The 25945-nt window shown below is 71.2% G+C and carries 21 protein-coding genes and 1 pseudogene; 9 read left to right on the top strand and 13 right to left on the bottom strand.

Annotation, left to right across the window (positions count from 1 at the left end; genetic code table 11):
• Positions 1 to 39: 39 nt before the first annotated feature.
• From ACSUPR_RS29385 to ACSUPR_RS29360, 6 genes are all read right to left on the bottom strand, one after another.
• Entirely contained in the window at positions 40 to 261 is a 222-nt protein-coding gene (locus tag ACSUPR_RS29385) for a type II toxin-antitoxin system HicA family toxin (RefSeq protein WP_436892311.1), read from the bottom strand.
• Entirely contained in the window at positions 258 to 497 is a 240-nt protein-coding gene (locus tag ACSUPR_RS29380; RefSeq protein WP_436892310.1) for a type II toxin-antitoxin system HicB family antitoxin, read from the bottom strand. Before ACSUPR_RS29380 ends, ACSUPR_RS29385 begins: the two co-directional genes overlap by 4 nt.
• Before the next feature lie 1136 nt (positions 498 to 1633).
• The gene (locus ACSUPR_RS29375; RefSeq protein WP_436892308.1) at positions 1634 to 1765 is read right to left on the bottom strand and encodes a hypothetical protein; all 132 of its coding nucleotides are present in this window, start codon (positions 1763 to 1765) and stop codon (positions 1634 to 1636) included.
• A 562-nt stretch (positions 1766 to 2327) separates the two neighbouring features.
• The gene (locus tag ACSUPR_RS29370) at positions 2328 to 3167 is read right to left on the bottom strand and encodes a hypothetical protein (RefSeq protein WP_436892306.1); all 840 of its coding nucleotides are present in this window, start codon (positions 3165 to 3167) and stop codon (positions 2328 to 2330) included.
• Positions 3168 to 3174: 7 nt separating this feature from the next.
• Entirely contained in the window at positions 3175 to 3375 is a 201-nt protein-coding gene (locus tag ACSUPR_RS29365) for a hypothetical protein (protein WP_436892305.1), read from the bottom strand.
• Between the two features lie 932 nt (positions 3376 to 4307).
• A complete protein-coding gene (locus tag ACSUPR_RS29360) occupies positions 4308 to 4598 on the bottom strand; it encodes a hypothetical protein (protein ID WP_436892304.1) in 291 nt (96 codons plus the stop codon).
• Positions 4599 to 5038: 440 nt separating this feature from the next.
• Between ACSUPR_RS29360 and ACSUPR_RS29355 the strand changes: the two genes are divergently transcribed.
• Entirely contained in the window at positions 5039 to 5203 is a 165-nt protein-coding gene (locus ACSUPR_RS29355) for a hypothetical protein (RefSeq protein ID WP_436892303.1), read from the top strand.
• 100 nt (positions 5204 to 5303) lie between these two features.
• On the opposite strand, the gene ACSUPR_RS29350 is transcribed toward ACSUPR_RS29355, so the two are convergent.
• Together ACSUPR_RS29350 and mobF are read right to left on the bottom strand one after the other, a co-directional pair.
• Positions 5304 to 6176, bottom strand: a complete 873-nt coding sequence (locus tag ACSUPR_RS29350) for a hypothetical protein (RefSeq protein ID WP_436892302.1) — start codon at positions 6174 to 6176, stop codon at positions 5304 to 5306.
• Positions 6177 to 6548: 372 nt separating this feature from the next.
• Positions 6549 to 10223: a MobF family relaxase gene (gene mobF, locus ACSUPR_RS29345; RefSeq protein ID WP_436892301.1), complete on the bottom strand. Its 3675-nt coding sequence runs from the start codon at positions 10221 to 10223 to the stop codon at positions 6549 to 6551.
• Between the two features lie 544 nt (positions 10224 to 10767).
• Here mobF and ACSUPR_RS29340 point away from each other — a divergent pair.
• Positions 10768 to 11901: a pentapeptide repeat-containing protein gene (locus ACSUPR_RS29340; protein ID WP_436892300.1), complete on the top strand. Its 1134-nt coding sequence runs from the start codon at positions 10768 to 10770 to the stop codon at positions 11899 to 11901.
• 1046 nt (positions 11902 to 12947) lie between these two features.
• Here ACSUPR_RS29340 and ACSUPR_RS29335 read toward each other — a convergent pair.
• On the bottom strand, positions 12948 to 13079 hold the full coding sequence (locus ACSUPR_RS29335; protein WP_436892299.1) for a hypothetical protein: 132 nt from the start codon (positions 13077 to 13079) through the stop codon (positions 12948 to 12950).
• Positions 13080 to 13487: 408 nt separating this feature from the next.
• Between ACSUPR_RS29335 and ACSUPR_RS29330 the strand changes: the two genes are divergently transcribed.
• Both ACSUPR_RS29330 and ACSUPR_RS29325 read left to right on the top strand, forming a co-directional pair.
• Complete coding sequence (locus ACSUPR_RS29330) at positions 13488 to 14039, top strand: hypothetical protein (protein WP_436892298.1); 552 nt, start codon at positions 13488 to 13490, stop codon at positions 14037 to 14039.
• Positions 14040 to 14305: 266 nt separating this feature from the next.
• Positions 14306 to 17449, top strand: a complete 3144-nt coding sequence (locus ACSUPR_RS29325; protein WP_436892297.1) for a PHP domain-containing protein — start codon at positions 14306 to 14308, stop codon at positions 17447 to 17449.
• 102 nt (positions 17450 to 17551) lie between these two features.
• On the opposite strand, the gene ACSUPR_RS29320 is transcribed toward ACSUPR_RS29325, so the two are convergent.
• Together ACSUPR_RS29320 and ACSUPR_RS29315 are read right to left on the bottom strand one after the other, a co-directional pair.
• The gene (locus tag ACSUPR_RS29320) at positions 17552 to 18382 is read right to left on the bottom strand and encodes a ParB/RepB/Spo0J family partition protein (protein ID WP_436892296.1); all 831 of its coding nucleotides are present in this window, start codon (positions 18380 to 18382) and stop codon (positions 17552 to 17554) included.
• Positions 18383 to 18498: 116 nt separating this feature from the next.
• Positions 18499 to 19650, bottom strand: coding sequence for a ParA family protein (locus ACSUPR_RS29315; RefSeq protein ID WP_436892295.1), 1152 nt, complete (start codon positions 19648 to 19650; stop codon positions 18499 to 18501).
• 586 nt (positions 19651 to 20236) lie between these two features.
• Between ACSUPR_RS29315 and ACSUPR_RS29310 the strand changes: the two genes are divergently transcribed.
• Together ACSUPR_RS29310 and ACSUPR_RS29305 are read left to right on the top strand one after the other, a co-directional pair.
• Positions 20237 to 20506 carry a hypothetical protein gene (locus ACSUPR_RS29310; protein WP_436892294.1) on the top strand — a complete coding sequence of 90 codons (270 nt, stop codon included), beginning with the start codon at positions 20237 to 20239 and terminating at the stop codon, positions 20504 to 20506.
• A gap of 356 nt (positions 20507 to 20862) precedes the next feature.
• A complete protein-coding gene (locus tag ACSUPR_RS29305) occupies positions 20863 to 21096 on the top strand; it encodes a hypothetical protein (protein WP_436892293.1) in 234 nt (77 codons plus the stop codon).
• Between the two features lie 9 nt (positions 21097 to 21105).
• Here the strand turns inward: ACSUPR_RS29305 and ACSUPR_RS29300 are convergent, their stop codons facing one another.
• Positions 21106 to 21294, bottom strand: coding sequence for a hypothetical protein (locus ACSUPR_RS29300; RefSeq protein ID WP_436892277.1), 189 nt, complete (start codon positions 21292 to 21294; stop codon positions 21106 to 21108).
• A 193-nt stretch (positions 21295 to 21487) separates the two neighbouring features.
• On the opposite strand from ACSUPR_RS29300, the gene ACSUPR_RS29295 reads away from it, so the two are divergent.
• On the top strand, positions 21488 to 21958 hold the full coding sequence (locus tag ACSUPR_RS29295; protein WP_436892291.1) for a hypothetical protein: 471 nt from the start codon (positions 21488 to 21490) through the stop codon (positions 21956 to 21958).
• Positions 21959 to 22081: 123 nt separating this feature from the next.
• Here the strand turns inward: ACSUPR_RS29295 and ACSUPR_RS29290 are convergent, their stop codons facing one another.
• Positions 22082 to 23692, bottom strand: coding sequence for a serine/threonine-protein kinase (locus ACSUPR_RS29290; RefSeq protein ID WP_436892290.1), 1611 nt, complete (start codon positions 23690 to 23692; stop codon positions 22082 to 22084).
• A 245-nt stretch (positions 23693 to 23937) separates the two neighbouring features.
• Here ACSUPR_RS29290 and ACSUPR_RS29285 point away from each other — a divergent pair, with 245 nt between their 5' ends.
• Both ACSUPR_RS29285 and thyX read left to right on the top strand, forming a co-directional pair.
• The gene (locus ACSUPR_RS29285) at positions 23938 to 24699 is read left to right on the top strand and encodes a hypothetical protein (RefSeq protein ID WP_436892289.1); all 762 of its coding nucleotides are present in this window, start codon (positions 23938 to 23940) and stop codon (positions 24697 to 24699) included.
• Positions 24700 to 24831: 132 nt separating this feature from the next.
• A pseudogene (gene thyX / locus ACSUPR_RS29280) lies at positions 24832 to 25488 on the top strand (FAD-dependent thymidylate synthase); the annotation flags it as partial.
• Positions 25489 to 25945: the final 457 nt, after the last annotated feature.

Below are 25945 nucleotides of genomic sequence, written 5' to 3'. Positions count from 1 at the left end.
TTGAGGGCCTGGCCTCGGACCGATCGGCCGCCCTGGGGCTCACAACAGGTCGCGCAGCTCCTGCGGGCTCATCCCGGCCTGGCGCAGGATCGCGGCTGTGGTGCCGCGCTTGAGCTCGGTGTGCAGCGGCACGATCACCCGCTCACCGCCCTTGCGGAGCTTGGCGTGGTCGCCTTTGGTGCTCACGTGCTCCCACCCGGCGCGCTCCAGGGCGCGCACGAGCCTGGGGCCGGAGGTGATGGGGATGTGCGACGGGCTCACGCCGACAAACGTACATCCACAGAGGTCAGCAGAACCGGTGCAGCCGGGTTATCCACAGGCGCCTGCTCGGCGGGCTCGTCCTCGAAGTACAGCTCCAACGCCTCGCGCAGGTTGTCCACGGCCTCCTCGACCGTCTCGCCCTGGGAGACCACGCCGACGCCTACGGCCTCGGCGACATACCCTCCGACCTCGGTGTCCGGGGTCAAGGTGGCGGCGAACCGCAGTGTGCGCTCCATGCACAGCAGCCTAACCCCGGGCCCGCCCCCAGAGCAGCCCAGAGCCCTTGCCACCGTGTGCGCTTTGAGGTCAGCGAACATCTCCTGACAAGGAGAGCCGCCAGCTCCGGCCACGACGGCGATCGCAGGCCCCGGAGGAGCACACCACCATCCGCTGCCGGTGGGGCACCTGACTCCGTCTGCGCGGATCAGGCCGAAAGACCCTATAATGCATGTGCAGATGCACGCGCAGAAAACCATGTGCCGCTCTGCCCCGGGTTCTCCCGCCCCCCACGAGCCCCATGCCGGCCTCTTTGACTCCGACAGGAGTTCGTGCCTTAAGCGCAGCCCTGCAATCACGGCGGCGACCAGCCAGGAAGCCCGGATAATGCGGTGTCGCGCACCGCCCCGATGCCGTCTCGAACGTTTTGGCCGCCAGGGCACAGCGAAAGCCGAGGACATTCGACGGGCACCCGAATAGGCCCCGCCTCCTGCGGCTGTGTCGGTCCGTCAAGGCACCATGACCAGGATGTGGATCCACATCCAGCCCGGCGTGTGGGGTGGATGTGGGGTGCCGATCCACACCCGATCCACATCCCCGGGACGGGGCTGCCGGCGCCGGGACGTCCCCTGGACGCGCCCCCGTCCCATGCCCGCGCCCCAGGCCTGGTCGGAACCCGCGTCCCTGCGGGACGTCCCGGGGGGCGCCGCACGCCCCGAAAGGCGGGGCGGGCGGCGCCTCCGCACCTCGGACGAGGAAGACAGGGAACCGCGGCGTGCTGTGGCCGTCGGCACCCGGACCCGGCTCACCCCACATTCAACCCGGCGTGTGGGGTCGGTGTGGGGTGCCGATCCACACCCGATCCACATCGCCGGAACCCCGTGTGACAACCGCACCACGACCCCTGCCCATTCCCCGCGCAAGAGCCGACGCAAAGAGTAAAGCGCTTGCTTTTATTCTTGGAATCCTCGAGGTGTGATAAGCAAGCCGGAAGCAAATTAATTTCTGCCGGTTCTGAAAGTAGTTCGCGCACGGGGGTGTATACTCGGGGCAGAAACACCGAGAGGGGCCCGCGGCGGCTGTGTCCCGTCAGACCTTCGCCACCGCGAACCCCTGCGCCTCGTAGCGGGTCCTGGCTGCTCCTACAGCCGGACCCCTACGAGGAACCCCCCTCGAGCAGGCTGATCAGCCAGGCGACGAGCCGGATGGCGGCCGCCACCGCTCCCAGCGTCCTGATGGCGTCGAGGACGATCCTCCACCACGACTTCCTGCGGGGCTCCCTATCCATAGGGCATCTCCTTCACGGTTCGGTTTCGAGCGCACCGATCGGTGCACGTGCGGCCGATCGGCCTCCACCGTGAAGGATCTCGACGATTAATATACCCGAGTCCGGTGCCGTTCCGCACTTCTCCCGGGAGCCGGGAACGACATTTTGTCGCCCCCTCCTCTGCACATGAATGCACAATACTGTTACCGAGGTAATTCGTCGTAGCAGGTCAGCGCGACGCCGCCGTCCTGGACGGCGCCCGCAGTCAAGGGCGGCTCTTGGACAGGCGCCCGTCCCGAAGGGGGTCCGGGGCCCTCCCCGGCGGCCGGTACAGGGGGAAGGCTCCCATTTCGTGCCGGTTCGCGACCAGTCCACGCCACCCGCCACGGGCGGGACCGCGCGTCGGGTGGGCGGCGGGGTCCCGCACGTGGCGGGGGGCCCGGGGGCGCGAGCCCCCGGGTACCGCGCACAGGCCAGCGCGGGCTCCCCGGCGTGGGCAGGGAGGCGAAGGGGTCTCTACTTACTCGCCAGGGGTGTTGCGCGCTTCATGGCGCACGCAACACCCCTGATCCTCAATGCCGGATCATCCCCCCAGCGGGGGGTTGGGGCCCGTCGGGGAACGGGCCGCCCACTCCTCCACGGTGTCCTCCAGACTCGGCGGCGGCTTACGGGAGCGCATGAGCTCCTCATGCACCGCCGCACGGGCGTGCGCCGCAGCCCAGGCCCGGCCCACCTGCGGGTCGGTGATCCCGCACCCGCGCACGAACGCCAGCACCGCCTCCAGGCGCGGCTTGGCCCCGTCCTTGATCACCGCGCGCATGCCGGTGTGCGACCGGGGCTCGTGCTCGTCCGGGTTCCACCCGGGCAGGGGCTTCTCCGACCGGGTGGCCATCTCCCGGAAGGGGGGATCCCCGCGGGCGGCCCGCAGGATGGTCAGGGCCTGCACCAGCTCCGGGTGCGTGTTGACGGCCTTGGGGTTGGTGACCTCTTCCACTGGGGTGCGGGTGCGGCGTGCGGCCCGGTAGCCGCGCCGGTACAGGTTCACCGGTGCCAGCGAGGGGCGCACGCGCTCATCGCCCAGGGCGATCTCCTCGTACTCGGCCTGGGCGACGGCCAGGGTGTCCAGGTCGGCTCCCAGGCCCGGCCCGTAGGCGAGCAGGGAGGCGAGCATCGGCCACCCCCCGGAATCGCACAGGACGGTGTTCAGCGTGTGCATGTCGCCGTTCAGGATCGCCTCGATCGCACCCGGTGGGGTGCCCAGGAGGCGTCCGTGGTCGCGCAGGTCCGCCGGTGTGGTGGCGGAGCGGTCGCGCAACAGGAGGATCAGCGTGTTGAGCCGGTCCTCCGCGGAGCAGCGGGCGAGCGGCATCTGCTGGTCAAGAAGGGCCCGCACCGGGCGGGCCGACCAGCTGGCGTCGCCCACCGGCGGCTCAGTGGGCCAGCCGGCGGGCCACCGCCACGGCGCCGAACCCGGCGCCGGTCGCTGCCGTGATGGCGGCGGCCACGTCGTAGCCGGTGGCCATGGCGTAGACGACCACGGCGATCACCACGATCGCGATGACCACCCGCGGCCAGGGCCGGGAGGTCGGGGGCTCGCAGGAGTGGCCGGTGGTGGGGTGAGTAGCGGACATGAAGGGACCTCCTCGTTGAGGTCGGGTCAGGGCCCGCGGGTACGCCGAAGGAGAGAGGGGCGCGACCGGGGGCCGGTGGGTGAAATGGGAGGGGTGCGCCCCAGGGGGCGTGTTCTCCCAATCGCACTATGGCAGCTCGTAGAGCCGCAGGGTGGGGAACACCGCTTCGAGGCTGGCATTTCCTGGCACACCCCCAGTAAAGGGTCCCTGGTGGGGTCCATAGCGGCTTCGAGCTGCGGCGGAACGTTTTGGAAACCCCAGGGGTGTTTCCGTCGGTGCGCAAGCTCCTATGACACACTCGCCAATGAGTAGCGGACGCGGTTTTCGCCCCGAATATCCCCGTTTGGGGTCGTGGGTGCCCCGGGATCCGCGGCCAAAGGAGAGCCACCCCCATGGTGGGGCCGCCCCGGGAAACCCGCCCGGCCCGCGCTCCGGACCCTCACTCCGGAGACCGCGGGCACGATTCGGTCCGCACACCCGGGGGTTTCCACCAAGTGGAAACCCCCGGCGCTTTCCCACGTCACGGCCTAGGCGCAGTCCGCCGGCCCATCACCGGCCACGCCTCATCCGGGTCGGCCACCGGCGCCCAACCAGCCGACCCGCCCCTCCACGCCAGGGCCCTCGTCCGGAGCGCTGAACACCCACGCCACCCCGGCCGCGGCGGCGGTGAACGCCGCCAGCAGCGCGTGTCCCGCCTCGGCCGGCGCACGGCCGGGGCCACGACGACGGCCTGGACGTAGCCGTGCGGCAGCGGGCACGGCACCCCGGGTCCGGGTAGGCGCTGGCCAGCGTCCCCGACGGCCACCCCACGACCCGCTCTTGGTCGTCGACGGCGACTAGGACCAGCTCGCCGTCCGGGATGTAGGGGACTCCGGCGCGGGCCGCGGCGGCCGCCAGGGCGGGCAGCTCGCCCGGGAGTGCGGGGCGGATCCTCACAGCAGCTCGGTCTGGCCGGGCACCTGCTCACGCCCCTGCCGCCCCTTCCCGAGGCACCGGCGGCATGTCACCGGCCCGGCCGACGCCACCAGTCGCAGCGGGTCGGTCGCCGCGTGGCAGCCGACTGCGGGGATTTCCACCCCGGCCCACATGTGCGAGTCCAGGCGGTGCACCACCGCCCCCTGCCCGATCCGCACCCCGGGGGCGCCGGCCAGCTCTTCGCGGCGGCGGCGCAGCGTCGCGGCCAGGTGCTCGACGTCAGGGGTCGGTTCAGCGCGCTCGGTCATGGTCCCAGGATCGCGCAGAGGGATGACCGGGTCAGTTCGCGTTGATCCACGCCAGCAGCAGGACCAGGCCCACGATGATGATCACTTGGGTCGGCCAGTCGCTGAACTGGCCCTTGAAGTTGCGCGGCACAGGCTGCTCCCGGGGCTTGAGGGTGGGAGAGCCGTTCTACCGGGAGCCGCGGAGCCGGTGGGACTGCTGTCCCGATGTGGCCACGTGTTTCCCGCGGTTCGTGGCTGCCGGGACTCCTGTCACCGTCTGCACTGATCAGGCCCAAAGTCCCCGATTCATGCATGTGCATTTGCACGTGCAGACCCAGGCGTCGGGGCGCGGTACATTCGCCTGTAACCGCCCGATCAGATGTGCGCTCGGAGCCGCCCAGGCGCCCTCTCGTGCGCGGAACAGGAGCCCCTGTTCCGCTGGCCCGAGCGAGGAGATCGAGATGCGGATGCCCTGGAAGCGCCCTGCCCCCGGCGAGGGAGACGACGGCGGGCGGCAGCCCTGGTGGCTGTGGCGCCTGGCCGCCGACGCCGCCCGCACGCTCCTGGCCCTGGCCAGGGCCCTGCTGTGGCTGTGGCGCGAAGGGGAGGGGCCGACCGGCCACTAGGTGACCGGCCGGTCCTGGGAGGGCCTGCGTGTGCGTCTCACTTCACCGCGCGGGCCCTCACCCACCAGACTAGCCAGCGCACGGCCCCGCGGGCGGCCGATCATCCCTGTCCGGGCCCCGGGGGCAGCGCCCACCTGTTCGCGGTCTCCCAGGTGTAGGCGGGGCCCGGGTGCTGGGTGACCCACGCCAGCACCGCCGCGGTGAAGACCACATCCACCACCATGTCCAGGGGCACGCTCGCCGCTGCGAGATCGGCGGCCAGGCGGCGTCCCGATCCGGCGGTGTGGCAGTGCGCCAGTGTCAGGTGCCAGCCCCCGTCCAGGGCGGGCTGGTGGGCCCGGCCCGGGTCGATGCCGCACCGGTCGCGCTCGAAGGACCAGGACCAGGCGCGGCCGGTGTCCTGAGGGTGGGACCGCCCGTCCGGGATGGCGGAGCAGGGGTCGGCCTCGGTCAGCAGCAGCCCGTGGTCGGTGAGCACCAGGCGCGCCGCCATGCGCACCGGCCCGGAGCGGGTCCGGTAGGCGATCGACGGCCCCAGCACCCCGGCCAGCGCCTCGGTCTCCGGTTCGGTGGCGTCCTCAAGGCGGCCCACGGTGGTGTGCAGCCACCGGTGCGGGACGGGGGTGAGCAGGTCGGTGTGGGCCTGGAGCACCCGCCCCACCCGGGTCGGCAGACCGGCCAGCCCTTCATGCTCCGGGTCGGGCAGCAGGTACAGGTGCAGGCGCCGCTGGCCGGGCGGCCAGGGGCGGATCGGCCCCTCCCGTCCCAGGGCGGGGGCCAGCATGTGCCGCTCCGCCCGGACCTGGGCCAAGCGGAGCCGGGCGCGGTCCACGACGTGAAGCCCTTCGGGGTCGGGGCCGGCCACCGCGGCGACCTCCGCGAGGGTGCCCTCCAGTGCACGGGCGGCCGCGGTCTCCTCAGCGGCCAGCTCGGCGTCGCTCAGCCTGCGCAACTGCTCCGGCGTGTAGATCACCCCGCGAGTCTGCCAGAGCCCCCAGGCGCGTCCCAGGGTGCTGTCCGGGGCCGGTCGCCCTCAGATTCCCAGACCCGTACAGACAGGCAGCGGCAGCACTCTCCCGGTCGACGGGAGGGGCCCGGGGGGAATCCACCCCCAGGGGTGTGGACTGGGTGGGGCGGCCGCCTGCTGGGCCGGGGGGACACCACCGCCAGCAACGGATGGTTGCGCACGCCGGAAGGGCGGTGGTGTTCCCCCGGCAAGGCGGGGGTGCGGGGGCGGCGAGCCCCCGCGCGCACCAGTCGCCGGCCACACCGCACGCGCCGCCGGACAGTCGCCTTGCCGCCTTTGCGCCTCGCAGCTTGGTGCCTTGGTGGCTTTGCGGGCAGGTCAGTGCCCCAGACCGGGGCGCGGTGCGCGCTTGGGGGTGTGCGTGGGCGGGGCCTGCCCGGGTGCGGGGGAGGGCGGCGGCCGCCGCACCGGAGCGGGGGCCGGGGCGGGTGCGCTGACCTTGGTGGGGCGCTTGCGCAGGGTGCGGCGCACGGCCAGGGCCCGGTGCGCGGGCGCCCGGTCGGCCAGGTCCTGGCGCTCGGCGTCGGGCAGGGCACGGATGTCGGCGCGGGTCAGCCCCCGCTCGATGGCGAGGGGTTCCACTTCCGCGAGGAGGCGGGCCTGCTCGGCCTGGGCCTGGGCGTGGCGGCGGCGCTCGGCCTCGGCCCGCCGGCCAAGCGTGGCCGCCTCACCGCGCACAGCGGAGGCCTCGTTGCGGACGCGGTCGAACTGGGCCTGGGCGTGCTGGGCGGCGGTGCGGGCCTGGGCGGGGGTGGTGCCTTCCAACAGCAGCCGCACCCGCCCGATCAGGACACGTTCTTCGGCCAGGCGCAGCTCCTCCCGCAAGGCGGGCAGTTCGGCCTCCAGTTCGTTCGCGCGGCGGATGAGCGCCTCGGCCTTGGCCTCCAGGCGCTCGTGCTCGGGCACCTGTCGTTCGGGGGCCGGGGTGCGCTCGTGCTCTTCGAGGTCGTCGGGGGCCGCTGGCGGGGCGGGCGGGCGCATCCGCTCTAGCTCCTCGAGCAGCAGCTGGTCCTCGTCCTCGGTCAGCGTCGCGGCGTAGGCGGCCACCACCCGCTCCAGCGCCTCCTCAGCGGTGGCGGCCTCTCCCAGCCGGGCCCGGGTGGTGTAGGGCTCTATCTCGGCCCCGGGCAGGTACAGGTCCGTGCGCACCCGGGCGCGGCTCATGGCGGGGTAGAGGGCGTGGGTGTCGGCGCCCAGCCCGTAGACGTGGCAGCGGTCGGTGGTCACGCCCTGGGCGGAGGCGATCGTGGTCGCGTACCCCAGGGTCAGGTCGCCGCGGCGGAGCTGGGCCGGGCTGATCCAGGCCTGCTCGGTGTGCTCCCCGCGCCGCCAGGCCACCAGGACGCCGCGGCGCTCGTCCACGGCGGTGACCACGCCGCGGTAGCCGTTGAGGACGTCGGGCTCCTCGGAGTGCCGGGAGCGGTAGTCGTTGCGGCGCACGCGGACCTGTTCGCCCTCGGCAAGGGCCAGCTGTTCCCCGCCCCGGCCGGTGAAGGTCAGCTCGGCGCCGGTGTGGCCGGCGGCGCGGGCGGCCTGGGCGGCGCGGCGGTTGAGCGCGTCCACGTCCGCCCGCGTGGCCGCGACCATGAACAGGCGGTCGACGGCGTCCAGCGGGTTCTCATAGCGGGCCCGATCCTGTGTCCAGGCGGCCGCCATCTGGGCGTGGGCGGCGTCGGCGTCCACAGTGGCGTGCACCATGCCGTGCTCGGCCCACAGCGCCAGCGCCGACTTGCGGGCGCCCTCACGCCAGGCGGCGAGCGCCTCCTGGTCGACCTTGCCCTTCTGGCGGCGGTTCTCCCGCAGCTCCGCACCCTCCATGTTCTTGTGCAGCCGCGCGAACACCGACCCTGCGCTGACGGGGCGCAGCTGCAGCGGGTCGCCGATGCTCACGATCTTCGTGCCGCGCCGGACCGCTTCTTCGACCAGGGCGGCCATGTCCCGGTCGCCGACCATGGCGCCCTCGTCCACGACCAGGACATCCACGCCCTTCAGGCCGGGACCGGTCTTGATGCTCTGGCGCCAGGACGCGATGGTCCGCGAGGTGATCCCCGCCCCGGCCCGCAGGCCGGCGGCCGCCACCGCCGCGACGGCGGCGCCCTCGACCCGCAGCCCGGCCGCCTCCCACGCGCACCGGGCCGCCGACATGATCGTGGTCTTCCCGGCCCCGGCGACTCCGAGGACGGTGTCGATGCGGTGGCCGTCCTCGATGAGCCGCACCACCGCGTCCAGCTGCTCGCGGGACAGGGAGAACCCCTTGACCTGCTGCCACACCTTCAAAGCGCGGGCGGCCTCGGCCCGCTCCACGACCGCGACCCCCGCCCTCTTGCCCGCTTCGGCGGTGTCCAGGATCAGGGCTTCGGCGGGGGGCAGATCGGCGGCGGTGTAGCGGGCGACGTGGGTCATGTGGACGGCGCCCTGGTCCGGCAGGCGCAGCGCCATGGGGTGGGCGAGCACGTGCTTGGTGAGCGCCTCCAGCTCCTCCCCACTCGCTAGGCCGCCCTCGCACGCGGCCGCCACCGCTGCCATGATCCGCGCCTCGGAAGCGACCTTGCGGTTCGCGGTCACCCCGGTCTCGGGGTCCCACACCGCCGCGGCCACGGCGTCGGGTTCGGGTCCCAGGTCAGGGCGCGGCCCCCGCGCGGCCGCGGGCCCTTCGGCGCCGGGTTCGCGGCCCTCCAGCACGGCCCGCCACAGCACCTGGGTCGGGTACCCCAGCTGGCGCATCCGCTTGTGCCAGGACTCGCGCTCCTGGGAGCGGGTGGAGGCGACCTTCTTCGCGGCGGTGCGCCGGGCGGCCGCGCGCGAGGCCGCCCCCGGTGCGTCGGCGCCGACCTCCTCGCGGGCCTGGTCGCGGCGCCGCGAGAAGTGCGCCTTGACGGTGTCGGGGATGCCGACCAGGTCCCACTGGCGCGACTCGGGGTCCTGGGCGTACACGAACCCGAACTCGGCGGTCATCTTGCGGCGCTCGATCGCGCGCTGCAGCTCCCCCAGCGCGGCCACGTGCCGCATCAGGTCCCGGCCGCCGGCCCCGATCGTCCGCCAGGCCCCATCGGAGGGGTCGCGGCCCATCACCGAGATGACGACGTGGGTGTGGGTGTGCGGATCCCCCGGCTCCCCGTCCTTCATAGCGCGGGAGGTGCGGTGCTTGGTCGCCGTCGCGATGACCCCCTCCACCGGGTGCCGCTCCGCGGCCTGGCCGTCGCCGTGGTGGCCGCGCATCACGTAGGCCAACACCTGCTCGGCGTAGGCGATGGTCTCGGCGACCGCCTCGTCGTGGATCTGCTCCATCCGGCGGGCGATGTGGGCGGGGGCGGCCTCCTGGGCGAGCTGCTGGCGGCGCGGCCGGGTCAGGGTGAGGTCCCAGGCGCGCACCCCGACGTCGACCCGGTCGTGTTTGTGGTCCTGGGCGCGGGCGAGGTCGGCGGCGGGGTAGACGTCGGCCAGGTCCACCCCGGCCGCCAGCGCCACCCGCTCCAGGTCCGCCACGGGGGCCTTGTGGTGCTCGCCCCCCTTCTCCAAGCACCGCAGCAGCCGCTGGTAGCGCTTGAACGCCCACGGCGACCGCTCGTTCGTGGATTGGGGCCGGGCGGCGTCCTTGGCCCACGACAGGCGCCACAGCAGCTCCTCCACGCTCACGCCGTGGTCGGCGGCGGCCTTGTCGACGGCGTCGACCAGGAGGCGGGCGGACAGCAGCGCCTCGGGGGCGGTCGCGGTCTTGAACCGCATCAGCCGCTCGCCGGTGCGGGGGTCGCGGCCGGCGAGGATCCGCCGGACCTCCTCGACGTCCTCCTCGGTCGCCAGGGCGGTGCCCGGGTCACGGCCGAACTGCCGCCAGCCGGACCCGAGGCGGATGATCGGGTCCTGGCCCTGGGCGAGGCCGAGCCGATACTCCACAGCCACCGAGGCGGCCCGGACCTGCTCCTCCCCGCACGCCCCCACCAGCCGGTAGTCGCCCTGCTCGGCGGTGTGGATCGGCGTCGCGAACGCACCCACCCGACCACCCCCCGTCTTGTCTGTTTCCACCCGGTACGGGTGGTTCGTATCGCGGCAGCGATACCTGACGCACTCACCTGCCTTTGGTGACCCTAGCGGGCTCTCTTGTTGACGGCCGCGAAGATGTCAGTGGATCGGCCACCAACTTGTCAGTGGACATCGGCCACGGGGATGTCAGTAGTCCGGCCGTTCGGCCTCCGGGGAGGATCGGTCCGGATTTTGGCGGTAGCCCTCTCCGTGACGCACGTGACTGAGCGCGCAACCTTGCGGGTGTCCATCTAATGATCGATTTCCAACACTCGGCGCCGTCCGGTCACGGTGAAAGGTAGGACAACTCCGCCGCCACCTTCACTCCCGTGCGGCGTCCAGGCGCTCGATGACCGCTCGGGGCCCGTATCGGGCGTGGCCGGGTGCTGCGAAGCGCTTGGCTGGCTACGTTCGCCTCATGACATCTGCCCCCCCAACCGGACGTCCCCCATGGGATCACCGATTCAAGGAACGGGCCAGCAGGGTCCTCGCGTGGGTCAGCGGACTGCTCCGTTACTTGCCCTGGGCCGGGATCATCGTCGGCGGGTTCGGGGCCGCGGTGGCGTTATGGCCTCTGGTCGCGACAGTTTGGGACCTGCTCGGCCTCACCACTGACCAGGCCTGGCGCTTGGTCTTTCTGGGGGCGTGCTTGCTGGTCCTGGCTGCCGGGGTGGTGGGAACGAACTGGAATCGCACCTCACCCATCCACCTGGCCTGGTTGATCCTGGTCGCCTGGACAGTGGCCGCAGGCGCGGTCGCGGCTTTGACAGGGCTGGCCTGGCTGCTACTGGATTCCCCTAACTGGAAACCCCCAGCAGACCTGACTCCTCAGGGTCTGGACTCGATCGCCACTCGCGCTTTCGCCGTCGTCGCCGGCCTAGGCGGCGTTGCGCTGCTCATGATCGCCTACCGGCGCCAGCGCACTAACGAGACCGGGGACCGGCGCGAGACTATCAAGCTGTTCAACGAGCGATTCACGGCCGCCTACACCGAACTGGGCAGTGAGGAAGCGGCTGTCCGTCTGGGCGCCGTCCACGCTTTGGCCCACCTGGCCGACGACGCCCCCTCCGAGGAGGAGGTGCAGATGGTCATCGACGTGCTGTGCGCCTACCTGCGCATGCCCTATACCCCCGCGCCGGGCCCGCTCTCCGAGGGCGCTACGGACGACCAAGTCGCCAAGCACCGCGAACGCGAGCTGAAGTTCGCCTCCTTCCGGGAGGTGCGGCACACCATCATCCGTATCATCGGCAACCACCTCCGAGCCGACACCCGCTGGAGGGGCAAGAACTACGACTTCACCGGCACCGTCTTCGACGGCGGCGACTTTAGTGGTGCCCACTTCACGGGTGGGGCAGTGGACTTCGTCGAGGCGGAGTTCGCCAGCGGGCGGGTGGACTTCGAGGGAGCAGTGTTCTCTGGCGCGACTGTCGACTTCGACGTAGCCAAGTTCTCCGACGCGACGGTGGACTTCCATGGAGCCAAGTTCCTCGACGGGCATGTTTTCTTCATCGACGTCACAGGCCCACCCCCTCTCGCACTGGTGGCAACAGCCGCTGCAGGAAAGCCGAGGGTGGTGGCGTTGCCCGAGCGCTGGAAACCGAGGAGCAAGCAGGAAGATCCAGGCACGCCCCCTGGTCAACTTGGTCACTGACATCCCCGTGGCCGCAGGCACTGTCATCTTCGCGGCCCTCAACAGATCGCGCTGGCACCAAGCGGGCGATGCGCGATCCGGGCCGCGCTCAGGCGCGACCGCCCTGCGGGACCCGCACACTGGGACGGGCCGCAGGCCTCGACCGAGACAAGGGCGGCGGACCCGATGGACGTGATCGGAGCCGGTTCTGAGCCCAGTCGGCTACCCCCGAGGCTGGACCTACGGCGGGCCGGTCCTAGTTGACAGGGAACCGCCTGGTCAAACTCTCCTTGACCGGCGCTGCTAGGTGAAAAACCGGTGCGGCCGCAGAACCTCCGCGGAAATAGGGACAGCCTGGTGGATTAGCCGGTTTCCCGGCCCCTGGGCCCCTTCAATCGCTACCTGCCGCCCCTGCGGTAGAGGTGCTGTGCAGCCCGCGACCCCAGCCCACCCCACCCCGGTGGGGTACGCAGTTCGGGTCTGGGTTGGGTCTGGGGTGGGGTGGGTTACCGCCCTGCACCGGTGCGCGCACCACCCCGTACCGCCCTGTACCGGTACAGGGCGGTACGTGCGCCGGTACGAGGTGGTAAACCACCCCACCCCAGACCCAACCCACCCACCCCACTCCAGGTCAGAGGGGGTGGTGCGCTTTCCGGTACCGAACCCCGGCCCGGCCCAACCCAAGTCCAACCCAGGTCTAACCCACCCCAACCCACTTCGCCGGGGTGGAGCCGGGGTCGGAGGGCGTACCACCCCGAAAACCGGGGTTTTCCGGTGCACCGGTGCGTACCCGAAACCCGGCACCGAACCCAGGGAGAAACCATCGAAACCCACTGTCTCAAAATCCCGGAACGCGGCCTCCGGGAAATGATTTACAGAGTTTCCCAGCGGTCGGATTTAGTTTCCGGAGCCAGGTTCGGTGCGTGAGCTGATTAAGTTTCGTCTATACTTGCCCACAGAAACACGAAGAGGGGCCCGCGGTGGGCCATCTGCCAGGACGACCACCGCGAACCCCTACAGACCCCGTGGGGTCCGGCCGGACGTCTTCGGCCGGCCCCCACGAGAGGTCACCCGGCTCCGCACCTGACCAGCCACAGGATGAAGCTTCCTAGGGCCAGCAGGAACCGGAGCAGAGCCAGGGCGGTCTTGATGATCGCGACGCGAAGATCCCGCCACCAGCTCCTGGGTTCACCCTCCATGGGCAGCCTCCTCGGCTAAGAGCGCCTATGCCCCTGATGGGCACAGATCGACTCGCGCGAGGTCGACCGACCCCCGCCGAAGAGGAATGACACTAAGATACAGCCTCTCCGGCCATTCTGTGACGGCCTTCCGGGTGTCGCACAATGCAACACATACGTGAGCTGGCTTTTTGGCTGGGAACCCTGGATACAACTTCGTACGGAGTACGGTCGTCATTCCGGAATAAACAGATGAGCCCGAGCACTGCTCGGGCTTTGTCGCATGCGCTCCGGGGCCGGCTGCGGACCGGAGCGCCGGACGAGACAGGCCTGCCCGGTCCGATCGTCCCTGGTCAGCGGCATCAACGCTGCGGAACGGGTTGCCTTGCCCCTCGGACGGGAGCCGGGCGGGATGGCAGGCTCGGTCCCATGAGTGAGCCCACCCCCCGCTTCGACAACACCGTGCCCGTCCGGATGGTCGGCGGCCCCGACGACTGGCACAACCAGCTCATCGAGGGCTTCTACACCGGTGCAGACCTGGCCGGACCGCGCGAGGACCTGGAGGTGTTCCTGCCGACCGACCACGGCCCCCGGGGCCATCCCGACCCGGACGCCCTGGCGGTGTACCGGCCCGACGGCGAACCCGCCCGGCCGGATGTGTGGTTCTTCCGGGGGTGGATGCCCGACTGGCCCGGATCTCCCGAACACCGCTGGCCGCAGGCCGTCCGGGACCTGGTGGTGGATGTCGACAACGACGGGCTGCCCACCGCACTGACAGACCCGGCCCGGCCCGGCGATCGGGTGCGGGTGGTCCGGGTCCTGGCCCACTGGGACCGGACCACCGAGACCGGCGACGCACTCGACATCTGGCACGTCCTCACCCGCGACGGCGACCACCATCTGGAACACCGCTTGGGCGAGGGATGGGTCGGCGGTGTGCTGCCCCCGCTCTCCCCAGGCCAGCACGACTTCCTCGCCTGAGGTGCGCCACCAGCTCCCCTCGATGAGCAAGAGAGCAGGCGCAGACCTGCCGGGGGTACTGTAAAGGACCCCACTGACAGAACGCGGTGTGCTCGGGAAGATTTTTCGACCCCGGAAACCTCTGCCATGTCGGGGATCCTCACGCCAGCAGGGGTTCCAAAGCAGGTCAGGCGGGTTTTCCGTGGTCTCGGACAGCGCTACAGTCATCGAACACGAGTTCGATGTATGCGGCGTTCTTCCCCGGGCCGCGGTACGGGAGGGGAGGGGTGTACGCGTTGCATCTGCGGGTCGCCTCGTTCTACTCGATGCGGCACGGCACCGCCGCCCCCGCCGTCCTGGTAGACGCGGCTGCCGCCGTGGGGCACACCACCGCCGCGCTCACCGATCGGGACACCCTCATCGGCGCGACCGAGCACGTCGCCGCGTGCCGGGAGGCCGGGCTCGGCCCGGTGCTGGGCGCCGACCTGGCCCTGGCAGTGCCGGGCGGGGGCCGGGCCACGGTACTGGCCCGGGGCCGGGACGGGTGGGCGTCGCTGTGCCGCCTGGTCACCGCTGCCCACCACGGGGCGGCCCCGGCCGCGATCACTCCCGCGATGGTGGCCGAGCGTCCCGACGGGCTGGTGCTCATGCTCGGGTCGGACTCCGATGTCGGCAGGGCGCTGGCCCACCGGAACCCGGCCGCGGCCCGCACGGCGCTGGACGCCTGGCTGGCCGCCGGCGCTGAGACCGTGCTCGTTGTGCATGACCACGGAGCCCCCGGCCAGCGCGAGAGCGCCCGTGCCCTGCTGCGCCTGGGCGAGGACCGCCGCCTGCTGGTGGTCGCCGCGGGCCCGGTCCGCTACCCCTCCCCCGACGGGGCGCCGCTGGCCGCGGCCCTGGACCGGATTCGCCGCCACGCTCCCGGCGCCGTAGACCTGAACCCGGAGACCGGCCGCGCTCACCTGACCGGCGAGGACGCCCTGTTCGACAGCGTGCTGGGGATCTGCGGCGGGGACGGCTCCCGCGCCCGCCGGCTGCTCGCCCACACCCGCGCCCTGGCCGCCTCCTGTGTCCTGGACCCGGCCGCCGACCTCGGCATGGGCCAGGCCCACCTGCCCGAGCACCGCGATGCCCGCGCCCAGCTCCGGGCGCGGGTGGCCGACGGCGCCGCCCGTCTGGGACTGGAGCGCTCCCGTGCGGCACGCGAGCGCGCCGCCTACGAGCTGGCCGTCATCGACCGGATGGGGTTCTGGTCCTACTTCACCGCGGTGGACGACGCCGCTCGCGCCATCAAGGGGAAGGGCATCCGGTGCGCGGCACGGGGCTCGGCGGTCGGCTCCCTGGTGGTGCACCTGCTGGGGATCAGCCCGGTGAACCCGCTGGAGCACGGTCTGCTGTTCGAGCGGTTCCTCACCCCGAGCCGGGCGAGCATGCCCGACATCGACCTGGACGTGGAATCCCACCGCCGCCTGGAGGCGTACGACGCGGTGCTGGCCTCCCACCCGGGCCCGGCCGGGGCGGTGGCCATGGTGGACACCTACCGGGCCCGCAGCGCGCTGCGCGACGCCGGCGCCGCCCTGTCCCTGCCCGCCGCCGAGGTCGACCTCATCGCCTCGGCCCTCCCACGGGTGCGGGCCGACCGGATCCGGGAGACGATCGCCGAGCTGCCCGAACTGCGCGCGGTGCGCGCCATCGCCGGGCCCCGAACCGAGGCCCTGTACGACCTCGCGGAGGAGCTGGCGGGACTGCCCCGGCACCTGGCGATGCACCCGTGCGGACTCGTCCTCGGCGGTCCCGCCCTCCCGGACCGGGTGGCCTCCCAGCCCTCCCCGGCCGGGTACCTGCTGCTCCAGGCCGACAAGCACCACGTCGAGGAGTGGGGACTTCTGAAACTGGATGTGTTGGGGGTGCGGATGCAGTCCGCGATCAGCCATGCCCTGGGCCAGATCGAGGCCACCACCGGAGCCGTGCCGGACCTGGACGCGGTTCCCGAGGACGACCCCGCGACCCTGCACCTTATGGCCACCAGTGCCACGATCGGTGCGTTCCAGATCGAGAGCCCGGGCCAGCGCGAACTCCTGTCCCGCCTGCGCCCCCAGGGGATGGCCGACCTGATCGCCGACATCAGCCTGTTCCGCCCCGGCCCGGTCGGGGTGGACATGGTCGGCGCCTACTTGGACGGGCGGGCCGGCCACCCCCGCCCTGCGCCCCACCCCGACCTGGACCCCGTCCTCGCCGCCACCGGAGGCGCCGTGCTCTACCACGAGCAGCTCTTGAGGGCCCTGGATGTGTTCCTCGGGTGCGGGCTGGATGCCGCCGAGGCGATGCGCCGCACCCTCGCAACCCCGCACGGGCTCGCCCAAGTCCGCGAGCAGTTCCATGTGGCGGCTGCCGCCCGCGGCCGCTCCGCCGGCGCCACGGCCAAGGTGTGGGAGATCGTCGACGGTTTCAGGTCCTACGGGTTCTGCGCCGCCCATGCCGCCGCGTTCGCGATTCCCGCCCTCCAGTCGACCTGGCTCAAAGCCCACCACCCTGCCGCGTTCTTCGCCGGGCTGCTGACCCACCACTCGGGCATGTACCCGCGGCGCACCCTCATCGCCGAGGCCCGCCGGATGGGCGTGCGCATCCTGCCCCTGGATCTGCACACCTCCGGAGTGACGTGGCAGGTGGAGCAGGTCGGTGACCTGGAATGGGGTCTCCGCCCGCCGCTGTCCGGCGTCGGGTCGCTCACCGACGCCGACCGTGACCGGCTCCTGACCGGCCGTCCCTACACCGACCTGCGCGACCTCATCACCCGCACCCGCCTGCCTTCCGAGGCCCTGGACGACCTGATCATGGTCGGCGCCCTGGACGCCCTCTGCGGTGCGGAGGTTCCGGGCGGTCCCGGGCGGCGCGACGTCCTGCTGCACGCCCATACTCTGGTCCGGGACCGTCCCCGCACCGCGGCGGCCGCCGGCGGTGGGGACCAGCTCGCCCTGGACGCCGCACCCGTCGCCATCCCGGCGGGCCGCGCCGCGCCGCTCACCCACACCGAGCGCCTCGCCGATGAGGCCCGCGTCCTGGGGTACGAGATCAGCGGGCACCACCTCGACCCGCACGTGGACCGCCTCACCGAACTCGCCGCCTCCCGCGCTGGGCTGGTGGTCGCCGCGGACCTGTACCACCACCCCGACGGTGTCCGGGTCACCGTCGCCGGGCGCCGCATCGGCTACCAGACCCCACCCACCCGCTCCGGAAGGCGGGTCGTGTTCTTCACCGTCGAGGACCGCACCGGCCTGGTCGAGTGCGCGATGTTCGCCGACACCGCTGCCCATGCCGCCGCCACACTGGCACCGGAGAAGCTGGTGGTCGTCCGGGGCCGGGTGCGCCGGGCCGCCCCCGGTGCCCTGCCCACCCTCACCGTCACCGGCGTCCGGCCCCTTCTTCGCTGACCACTGTGGTCGGTGTCGCCTGCTCGGTTCAGGGAGCCCCTCTGTGTTCGTTGCAGGGATCGACGTGAGGGGAACACCCCGCTGGAGTGCGGGGCCGTGCTCTCAGAGACGCTCGAGCAGTGCCTTGGCCAACCGCCGGAGTTGGTCGGTGTCCAAGCCGACGGACAGTTCGTCGTAGAGCTTGTCGGCCAGTACCTCCGGTTCGTCCCACTCCAAGTCCAGAGTGAGCTGTTCCGGTCTTCCCGCGGACTTGGACTGCGGCGCAGGCGGATCGGCAGGGGATTTCGGCCGCTTGGGCACCGGTTCCGGACCGCTACCGGGGCCCTGCCGGGGCTCCTCGCCGGTTTTTACGGGGTAAAACTCTGCGCTCTGGAGCGCGGCCAGCTGTTCCTGGGGTGGGAGCTTGCCCAACTCGCGGGCCTGGGCGAGCTTCAGTTCCCCATCGCGGAGCAGCTTCTGCAGGTCCGGGTGCAGGTCCAGCAGGATGAGCCGCTGGGTGATCCACCCGTTCGACTTGCCCAGCAGCGACGCAGCCTGGGACCGGTTCAGCCCGAGCCCCAGGAGTTTGTTGATCTCCTGGGCCTCTTCCAGGGGGTGCAGGTCCTGGCGGTGGATGTTCTCCGCCAACACCGCGGCCCGCAGCGTGACCTCGCTTTCTCCTTCTCCGCCGCGGGGCCCACGGACGTGCACCGCGACGGTTCCCAGCCCGGCCTGGCGGGCGGCGGCCAGGCGGCGGTTGCCGTTGACGACCACGAACACGGCCTCGCCGATCGCCGCCTCGTGCTCGGGGTGCACCTCCAGGTAGGCGCGCCGCGGCAAGACGTGCAGCGGCTGCAGCAGGCCCTGCTCGGTCAGGCTCGCGGCGAGCTCGTCTAGGTCCCCCAGGCTTTCCCGGGGGTTCTCCGGGTTGCCCGCCAGCTGGGAGAGTGGCACTCGGGCTGGATCGACCGGCGCTTCCCCGACGGCCTGGGAGATGAGCTGGCGGCGGGCGCTGCGCGCTTGGCCGGCGGCCCCGAAGGAGGACGACTTCCCGAGTTTGTCGGCCTTGCTCACGAGAGGGTCCTCGCGATCTGGCGCATGGCCACGGACTGGTCGCAGGAGGGGTCATAGACCAGCAGCCCGAGTTTGCTGCGTACCGCTTCCCGCTGCTCCTTGCGGTCGGGCACCACCGCGATCACCTCCGGGTCGCCGATCTCCTCCCACGACTTCAGTGAGGACGTCGCGATGAACCCGCGGCGGGCGTCGTACATGTTCACGACTAGCCCCAGGTAGTCGACGTCCAGCCGCATGTCCTGGCGCAGGTCCTCGATCTGCCCGGTCAGCAGAGTGAAGGCGTCGGCGCTGGAGTCCTCGGCCTGGACCGGGATCACCACCCCCGAATCGCCCGGCTTCTCCTCGGGGCGCCGGCGCCCGTAGTAGATTGCGGCGTCCATGGCCAGCCCGAGGCTGGGTGGGCAGTCGAGGACGATCACGTCGTAGTCGCCCTCGACCGGCTCCAAGGCCCGCTCCAGGGCGGCCTCGCGGGCTCGGGTCGTGGACAGCTTCACGTCCAGGACGAACCCGTCCGCGCAGGCGGGCAGCAGGTGGAGACGGTCCCCGAAGCGCTCGTCCTCGATCGGTACGATGAGCGACTTCAGATCGCCCTGGCTCTCACTGGTCATGTGCTTGACCAGGCTGTCGCTGTCCAGCCCGAGCGGCTCCACACCGAGCTGGGTGGTCAGGTGCCCCTGGGGGTCGAAGTCCACCAGCAGGACCCGCAGGCCCGGCCCGCCGAACTCACTGCCCTCGGCGTAGGCCTGACCCACGCCGGCGGACAGGGCGGTCTTGCCCACCCCACCCTTCTGGTTGGCCATGATCCTGCGCTTGGGGTGCGTCATGTGTTCCTCCTGAGGAGAAGGGTGCTCGGCGAGCCAGAGCTCCACCGCTTGGGAGAGCCCCTGGATGAAGGAGACCCCGCGCGTCCCACAGGCGGTCTTGAAGTCGGCGAAGGCGCCGATCGGAAGCCAGGTGGAGAACGGGGGCGCTCCGGAGGTGTCCACCGTCGGCTGTGGGCCCGCGTGCGCCCATCGCTCCAGCGCGTGGGCGATGGCGTCCTGGATGTCGAGGCCGCGTTCGGCGGCCCGGATCTTCAGGCGGGTGCGCAGGCGGGCGGGCAGCTTGGAGGTGACCTTCTCCTTATCGCCGGGGGATGCTGATGCCATGGGCGTTACCTTACTAACGCTTGACTCGAACGGCGCATCGCCATGCCGCGCTCGGTTTTTACCGCGTAAAACCGATGCCTCCAGCGAGGTGCACATTCCTTGCTCAACAGGGCTCTCTGTCTCGGCGGTGTGCCTACCTGGGCTGCTCGACGCTGCGGTACGGGGTGCCGTAGATTCTGGGCGCCCCACCCCGGCCAATGAGGCCCTGTTCCGCTTCCGACGGGCGGCCAGGCCTCCCGTGATGCGAGCGAGGACCACCGTGATGCCACCCTCTGCGCCCGTACCCGCCCCTGCGCCGGCTCCTGGCCGCCGAAACGCAGGGCGCGCGCTGATGGTCGGCGGCGGAGCCGTAGCACTGGCGCTAGCTGTAGGAGTCGGATGGGCCCTGGGTCGCGACCACGCCAGCCCTGCGGCGCCGACGGAACAGAGCGGACCAGCCACGGAAAGCAGTCTGAGTGGTCCAGTACCGCTGGCCATAGAGGTCACCACGGACCACCGCGGGCTGGCACGTCACAACGATGACGGCACGTGCACATGGCACGCCCTGTCCTACGTTCTCCGAGATGGAGCCGGCACCGTTCTGGACGTGGGGGATGTCCCCGCGGTCGGACCCGACGAGACCGCGGTCGGCGAGGTCCAGGACGACGGCGTGTGCCGCTTGTCCATCAGCCTGGACGCTCCGCCTGCCGACGTCTATGAGGTGGAGATCGCCGCTACGGTGCCGCCCCGGGACAGCGGCCGTTCGCTCCCGGGAGAGAGCGAAAGCTACTCGGACTCAGCCATGATCAGCCGTAGAGACGCACAGGATGGTGGGGTCCTGACCGTGTTCATCGACGGCCCGCCTCTGGTGTACTGAGGTGCCTGCGAAGCCTGGAGCTCCACCCACGCAGGTGGTGGGTGCTCTGTCTCTCGTGGCCTCACGCATCCGGTCGATCACCAGCTCCAGCAGGACACTTTGCCCCGAGGCTGGCTCGGCGCCCTGGCCGAGAATGGCCTCACCATCGGGCCGCTGCTGCGCGGCATCGACCGCCACGGGCTGGAACTGTGAGAACGCCTTTTCCGCCACGGACGGGCGAGGGAAGGGGGGTGACCGGACCCGGTCAGGGGCCACGTCCCATCCAGAACTGGCTACGGTCGCAACATGGTCCCACCTGCTCCCCCGCCGACACCGGCCCGTGGCGGAACACCCTCACCGAACGCACCATCCGAGCCTTGGCGGTCCTGTGCGAACGGCGCGTGGGACTGTCCTGGTCCGGGATCGTCGTCGGCGCCCTCGGGGCCAGCGTGGCGCTGTGGCCCCTGGCCACCGCCGCCGCGGCCGCGAGGGTGCCGCGGGCCTGGATCGCCCGCCAGGGCCGGTGGGCCGAGCGCTCCACCGCCATCGACGCCTACATCCGCCCCGCCGACGCCTGGACCGACAACCCCCTGCGCCACGTCGGACTGTAAGACGCCCGCTCACGACCCTCCCGGGGAGCGGTCCTGCTTGACCACCAGCACCAGCACGCCCAGCGCCGCGCCGAACGCGGCCCCGGCCGCGAGCAGCGCGTCGGGCCAGGACGCCCCCGCCGCCAACCGCAGCGCCCCTGCCAGGGCCGCGCACCCCGTGCTGGCCACCAGGATCAGCGCCGCGCGCACCTCGATCATCTCCGCTCCCTCCACGCCGGGACCTCCGGTTGTGATCCAGCCTGGGACCAGCGAAAACCGGATGCTCCGACCACACCCTGCGGACCCTGCGAGAGCACCGGAAAGCCCTAACCGCAGCCGTTCCAGCTCCGGAGAGCTTAAGATTGTCAGAAGCTGCTCACACTTGCCGAAGATTGCTCAAAGGAGCCTGGAGATGTCCCGGTCGATTCGGATGCCCTCGCAGGACGAGCTCCCCGCCGGCCCGCAGCGCAGGTTCATGGAGACGCTCTTTCGCCTCTGGGTCGATGCCGGCATGCCAGCCATGGAGATGGTGAGCAGGGCGGCCGACAACGTCCCGCCTGAAGCCGGGGCCGCCAGCAAGGAGACCGTGCGCAAGATGCTCACCGGCAAGGCCGTGCCGCACGCCTGGCAGAACGCGGAAGCCGTCTTCGTCGGGCTGTCGACGATGGCCGGACTCGACCCGGATCGGCTGGTGGAGTACACCGACGACCTGGACGACTACAACGCGATTCCCGATCCCGAGCCAGCGCGGATGGTCTTCCGACGACTCTGGGCTGCGGCTCGCGGCGTCACGGACTACGCCCACGGCACGATGCAGGACTACACCCCTCCCCCGAAGCCTGGCTCCTGGGGCAAGACCTTCGGGGATGGGCCCCCGTTCTGACTGAGCGCCAGCCAGCCCTGACCCCCGATTTGGCCCACTTATCGCGGGCCAGGAGCGGTTCCCGGGCAGTTCGAAAGCGGTAGAGGAATACCGGTCCTCCGGGGCCGTGGCCACGCCCGGGATTCACCGCACGGGCGGCTGTTCGACCCAGAGGTCACCGGCGAACCACCGCAGCGCCGCACGCAGACGCTCGGCGTCGTGATGCTTTGCGGCACCTATCTCCTGGGCGACGCACACGACCTTTCCCCCCTGGAAATCCTTGAGTGAGGCGAACTCGGGGAGGTCCTTGCCGGCCCAGATCACCAACTGGGCCTGAGCTCCCTCACCAACCAGGCTGACCTGGGTCAGTTCTTGCCAACGAGCCGTCCGCTTTCCTGGTCCCTTCTCGGCTCCGGCCGTCAGCCCGCTGACGCGCAGACCAAGGTATGCAGGCTTATTGTTGATCGAGACGTTGAGCAACAAGACGGACAGGATGATCGCGGCGACAAAGGGCAGTGGGCCCAACTGAAGGCCGACGAGGGTTGCGAGGACGTTGATCAGTACGCCGAAGCACACAGTGCCCGCTAGGACGAAGAAGCCTCCAAGGACCATCTCCGCTACCCCGGAGCCTTTGAATACCACCTCCTCCACCGGTTCCAGCCCGGCGTTAAGTCCGGTTCCGGTCTCGAAGGCCATTCGCACGGCGCCGTGCGGTTCGACGTCGATGCGGCGCACCGCGCTGCGTTGCTCATTGGAGCCCACCTGCACGGTGCGCCTGCCCGCCTCAACCGGGAAGCTTCCGCTCTTGCCCGCCGGGACGGTACCCACCTCGGTCCCGTCGATGAGGGCCGTCATCGGGTCCGGGCTGAGGTTGCCGATGACCAGCTCGGCGGCCCCGGACTCCTCGGGGGAGTCGTCCGAGGGGGCCTCCGGCCTCGCCCGGGAACCGGTGTCCTCGACATCCTGGCCGACGGTGCCCCCGGCCAGGAGCATGTCCAGGACCTGTCGCGCGGTGGGCCGCTGGCCGGGATCCTTGGCCATGCAGGCCAGCACGATGCCCAGCAGCGGGTCGGTCATGTCCGCAGTCCGGGGCGGGTGGTTCAGGGTCTGGTTGATACGGGCAGCCTGAGTGGGGCCGGGAAAGGCCTGGGCACCGGTCGCGGCGTGGACCATCACCGCACCCCAGGCGAACACGTCCGCCGCCGGCCCCAGGTCGGTGCCCTCGATCTGCTCCGGTGCCATGTAGCCCAGGGTGCCGATCCGCGTGGGGGTCGAGGTAGCGCCGTCCAGGGCGCGGGCGATCCCGAAGTCGATCACCCGCGGGCCGTCGACGGCCAGCAGGATGTTCGCGGGCTTGAGGTCGCGGTGCACCACCCCGGCGGCGTGGATCGCCACCAGCGCGGTGATGGTCTGCACCGCCAGCCTTTGCAGGTCTGCGCCGGTGCGCGGGCCGTCGTTGCGGATGGCCTGGGCCAGGGTGGGGCCGTCGATGTACTCGGTGGCGAGCCAGGGCCGCGTCGCGTCGGCGTCGCCGTCCAGGACCTGGGCCAGGCAGAACCCCTGCACCCTGCGGGCGTTGGCCAGTTCCTGGGAGAAGTACCGACGCACCTGCGGGTCCTTGGCCAGCTGCGGGTGCAGCAGCTTGACCGCCACCTGGCGCCCCTGGGCGTCCTGGCCCAGGTACACCGACCCGAACCCGCCCGAGCCCAGTTCCCGCAGCAGACGGAACCCGCCCACCTCCTGGCCTACACCCACCGCGGCTCCCGCATGCTCGACCGGTTCAGAGCGACCAACCTAGCCTCGGCCGGGACAAGCCGCCAAGGCATCAAGGAAAGCCCGAGCAACCACCACTCCAGAAGGGCAGCCTCGGGCACCCACTTATCGCGGGCCAGAATGAACGAGGAAAATGACAAGAATGCCTGTCATTGACTCATAATGACAGGTAAGCTTGTCATATTCGGGGCGCGGTCGGCGTCCCCCGATACCCCTGGGAGACCCTTGTGTCCGAGGCCCGCCGCCCCACCCCCTACGCACTGCCCGCCGAGGACCGGGAGCGCCTGGCCCGCGACCTGGCCGCCCTGGTGCGCCGCACCGGCCACGCCCTGGCCCCCCAGACCACCCCCGCCGATGCCGGCGCCGCCCTGACCGCCACCCCCGACCAGGTCCGCGCCCAGGACCTCGCCCAGCTGCGCGCCACCGAGCTGCTGCGCGCGGCCCTGGAGGAGCATGCCCACATGCTCGCCCTGGACCTGGGGCGGCGCACCGACGCCCCGGTCACCTACACCGACCTCGGGAACGCGGTGGGCATCACCCGCCAAGCCGCCCGCACCCGCTGGCCCTCCGCCGTCACCGACGCCCAGGCCGGGCGCCCCCGCGCCCCGAAGCCGGACGAGAAGGACCTGGTCATGGTCGTCTACCGCAACGCCGACCCTAAGGTCGACGAGTCCGACCGCGCCTACGGCGAGACCGGAGCCGACGAGAAGACGCAGCGGGAAGCCGACGACAGGTGGTGGCGGATCGCCGCCGACAAGGAACCTCGCCTGCGCGCGATCGTCTATGTCTGCGAAGGGAAGGTGGTCCGGGTGCGCGGCGTCGAGCAGGGCAAGCCCTGGGGCCGCGACCCCCGCGGCTACGCGACCATCCCGGTCACCGCTCCGCTCACCGCCGAGGAGATCACCCGGCTCCTGCCCACCCTGGGCCTGGGCCCGGGCGACACGCTGCCCCAGACCCAGGGTCCCTCCCGCCGCTACCTGGAGCTGTAGCCGCCGATTCCGCGCCGGTGATTCACCCTTCGGCCAGGACACAGATCGTGCCTGAACATGGCCTCCAAGCCCACCCTGTTCAACGGGAACCCGCGCGGATTTTTCGCCGAGACTGCTCAGGCCAGCGACCACAACGACCCGCAGAACCTCGCCGAGTTCGCCGGGCGGCTGTGCTACCGCTCCTGGGAGCCGGGCCTGAACCCCAACGTCACGCGGGTGCGCACCGACCAGGACGCCTACCTGGGCAACATCCTGGCCAGCCTGCACGGCTCGGTCCTGGAGCACGTGAACTTCGGGTTCGTGCTGCACAACGTGTCCCGGGTGCTCACCCACGAGCTGATCCGGCACCGGCCGGGTGTGGCGATCTCCCAGGAGTCGCTGCGGTTCGTGCGCCTGACCGACCTGCCGTTCTGGTTCCCGGAGTGGGCCCAGAACGCCCCGGAGCTGATGGAGCGCGCCGAGGCGATGCTGGCGCAGATGGAGGAGTTCCAGCTCTGGATGGCCGACCACTTCGGCCTCGACGACGAGGGCGTGAAGTTCGCGGAGAAGAAGCACAAGACCTCCTTCATGCGCCGCTTCGCCCCCGAGGGCGTGGCCACCGGGCTGGTGTGGACCGCCAACGTGCGCACCCTGCGCCACACCCTGGAGGCCCGCACCGCGCCCGGTGCGGAGGAGGAGATCCGGCTGCTCTTCCATCGCATCGGCGAGACCCTCCAGGAGGAGGCCCCGGCGCTGTTCGGCGACTACACCGTGGAGGACGGCGCCTGGGTGCCCCAGTGGCACAAGATTGGACATGACTTCCGCGAGTTATCCACAGGCTTCGAGCACCCTCCGGTCTTCTTTTCCGCAGGTGAGAGCGTTTCTACGTCGTCGATGGGGAGATTCTCGTAGGGGTAGTGCGGCTGCGCACGACCCACCGACAGCCACCGGGTGCGTGTAGCGTTTCTTGTACCGCTTCCGGTCGGGTCTGTTCCCGGGAGGCAGATCAGGCGTTCAGGCGCCGGACTCCTCCGCATCTTGCTTCGAGGTGCGTGGTCACGACCGGAAGAGGTGCCGTATGAACCGTCGTTGGCGCGGGCGCAGGGGTGGCGACTCGACTCCTGGGTGGTTGGTCGCCCTGTTGGGGGGAGCAGCCAGAGCAGTGGTCTCCCACCTGCTGGACCTGTTCTTCGACGGAAACGGCCCCAGCTGACCGTGAGGTCTGCTGAGGCCGCATCCTGAGGCGGGGCCTGCCGTTGTCGTTTGG

The organism is Nocardiopsis dassonvillei, from assembly GCF_964273065.1.
Taxonomy (GTDB): Bacteria; Actinomycetota; Actinomycetes; order Streptosporangiales; family Streptosporangiaceae; genus Nocardiopsis; species Nocardiopsis dassonvillei_B.
This window is presented reverse-complemented; position numbering and strand designations above follow the sequence as displayed.

Bases quoted from the DNA above. Each gene is read 5' to 3' on its own strand.
- ACSUPR_RS29295 (WP_436892291.1), top strand. From the start codon at position 21,488: ATGTCCCGGTCGATTCGGATGCCCTCGCAGGACGAGCTCCCCGCCGGC.
- ACSUPR_RS29360 (WP_436892304.1), bottom strand. From the start codon at position 4,598: ATGACCGAGCGCGCTGAACCGACCCCTGACGTCGAGCACCTGGCCGCG.
- ACSUPR_RS29300 (WP_436892277.1), bottom strand. From the start codon at position 21,294: ATGATCGAGGTGCGCGCGGCGCTGATCCTGGTGGCCAGCACGGGGTGC.
- ACSUPR_RS29335 (WP_436892299.1), bottom strand. From the start codon at position 13,079: ATGGAGGGTGAACCCAGGAGCTGGTGGCGGGATCTTCGCGTCGCGATC.
- ACSUPR_RS29330 (WP_436892298.1), top strand. From the start codon at position 13,488: ATGAGTGAGCCCACCCCCCGCTTCGACAACACCGTGCCCGTCCGGATG.
- ACSUPR_RS29315 (WP_436892295.1), bottom strand. From the start codon at position 19,650: ATGGCATCAGCATCCCCCGGCGATAAGGAGAAGGTCACCTCCAAGCTG.
- ACSUPR_RS29365 (WP_436892305.1), bottom strand. From the start codon at position 3,375: ATGTCCGCTACTCACCCCACCACCGGCCACTCCTGCGAGCCCCCGACC.
- ACSUPR_RS29375 (WP_436892308.1), bottom strand. From the start codon at position 1,765: ATGGATAGGGAGCCCCGCAGGAAGTCGTGGTGGAGGATCGTCCTCGAC.
- ACSUPR_RS29380 (WP_436892310.1), bottom strand. From the start codon at position 497: ATGGAGCGCACACTGCGGTTCGCCGCCACCTTGACCCCGGACACCGAG.
- ACSUPR_RS29355 (WP_436892303.1), top strand. From the start codon at position 5,039: ATGCGGATGCCCTGGAAGCGCCCTGCCCCCGGCGAGGGAGACGACGGC.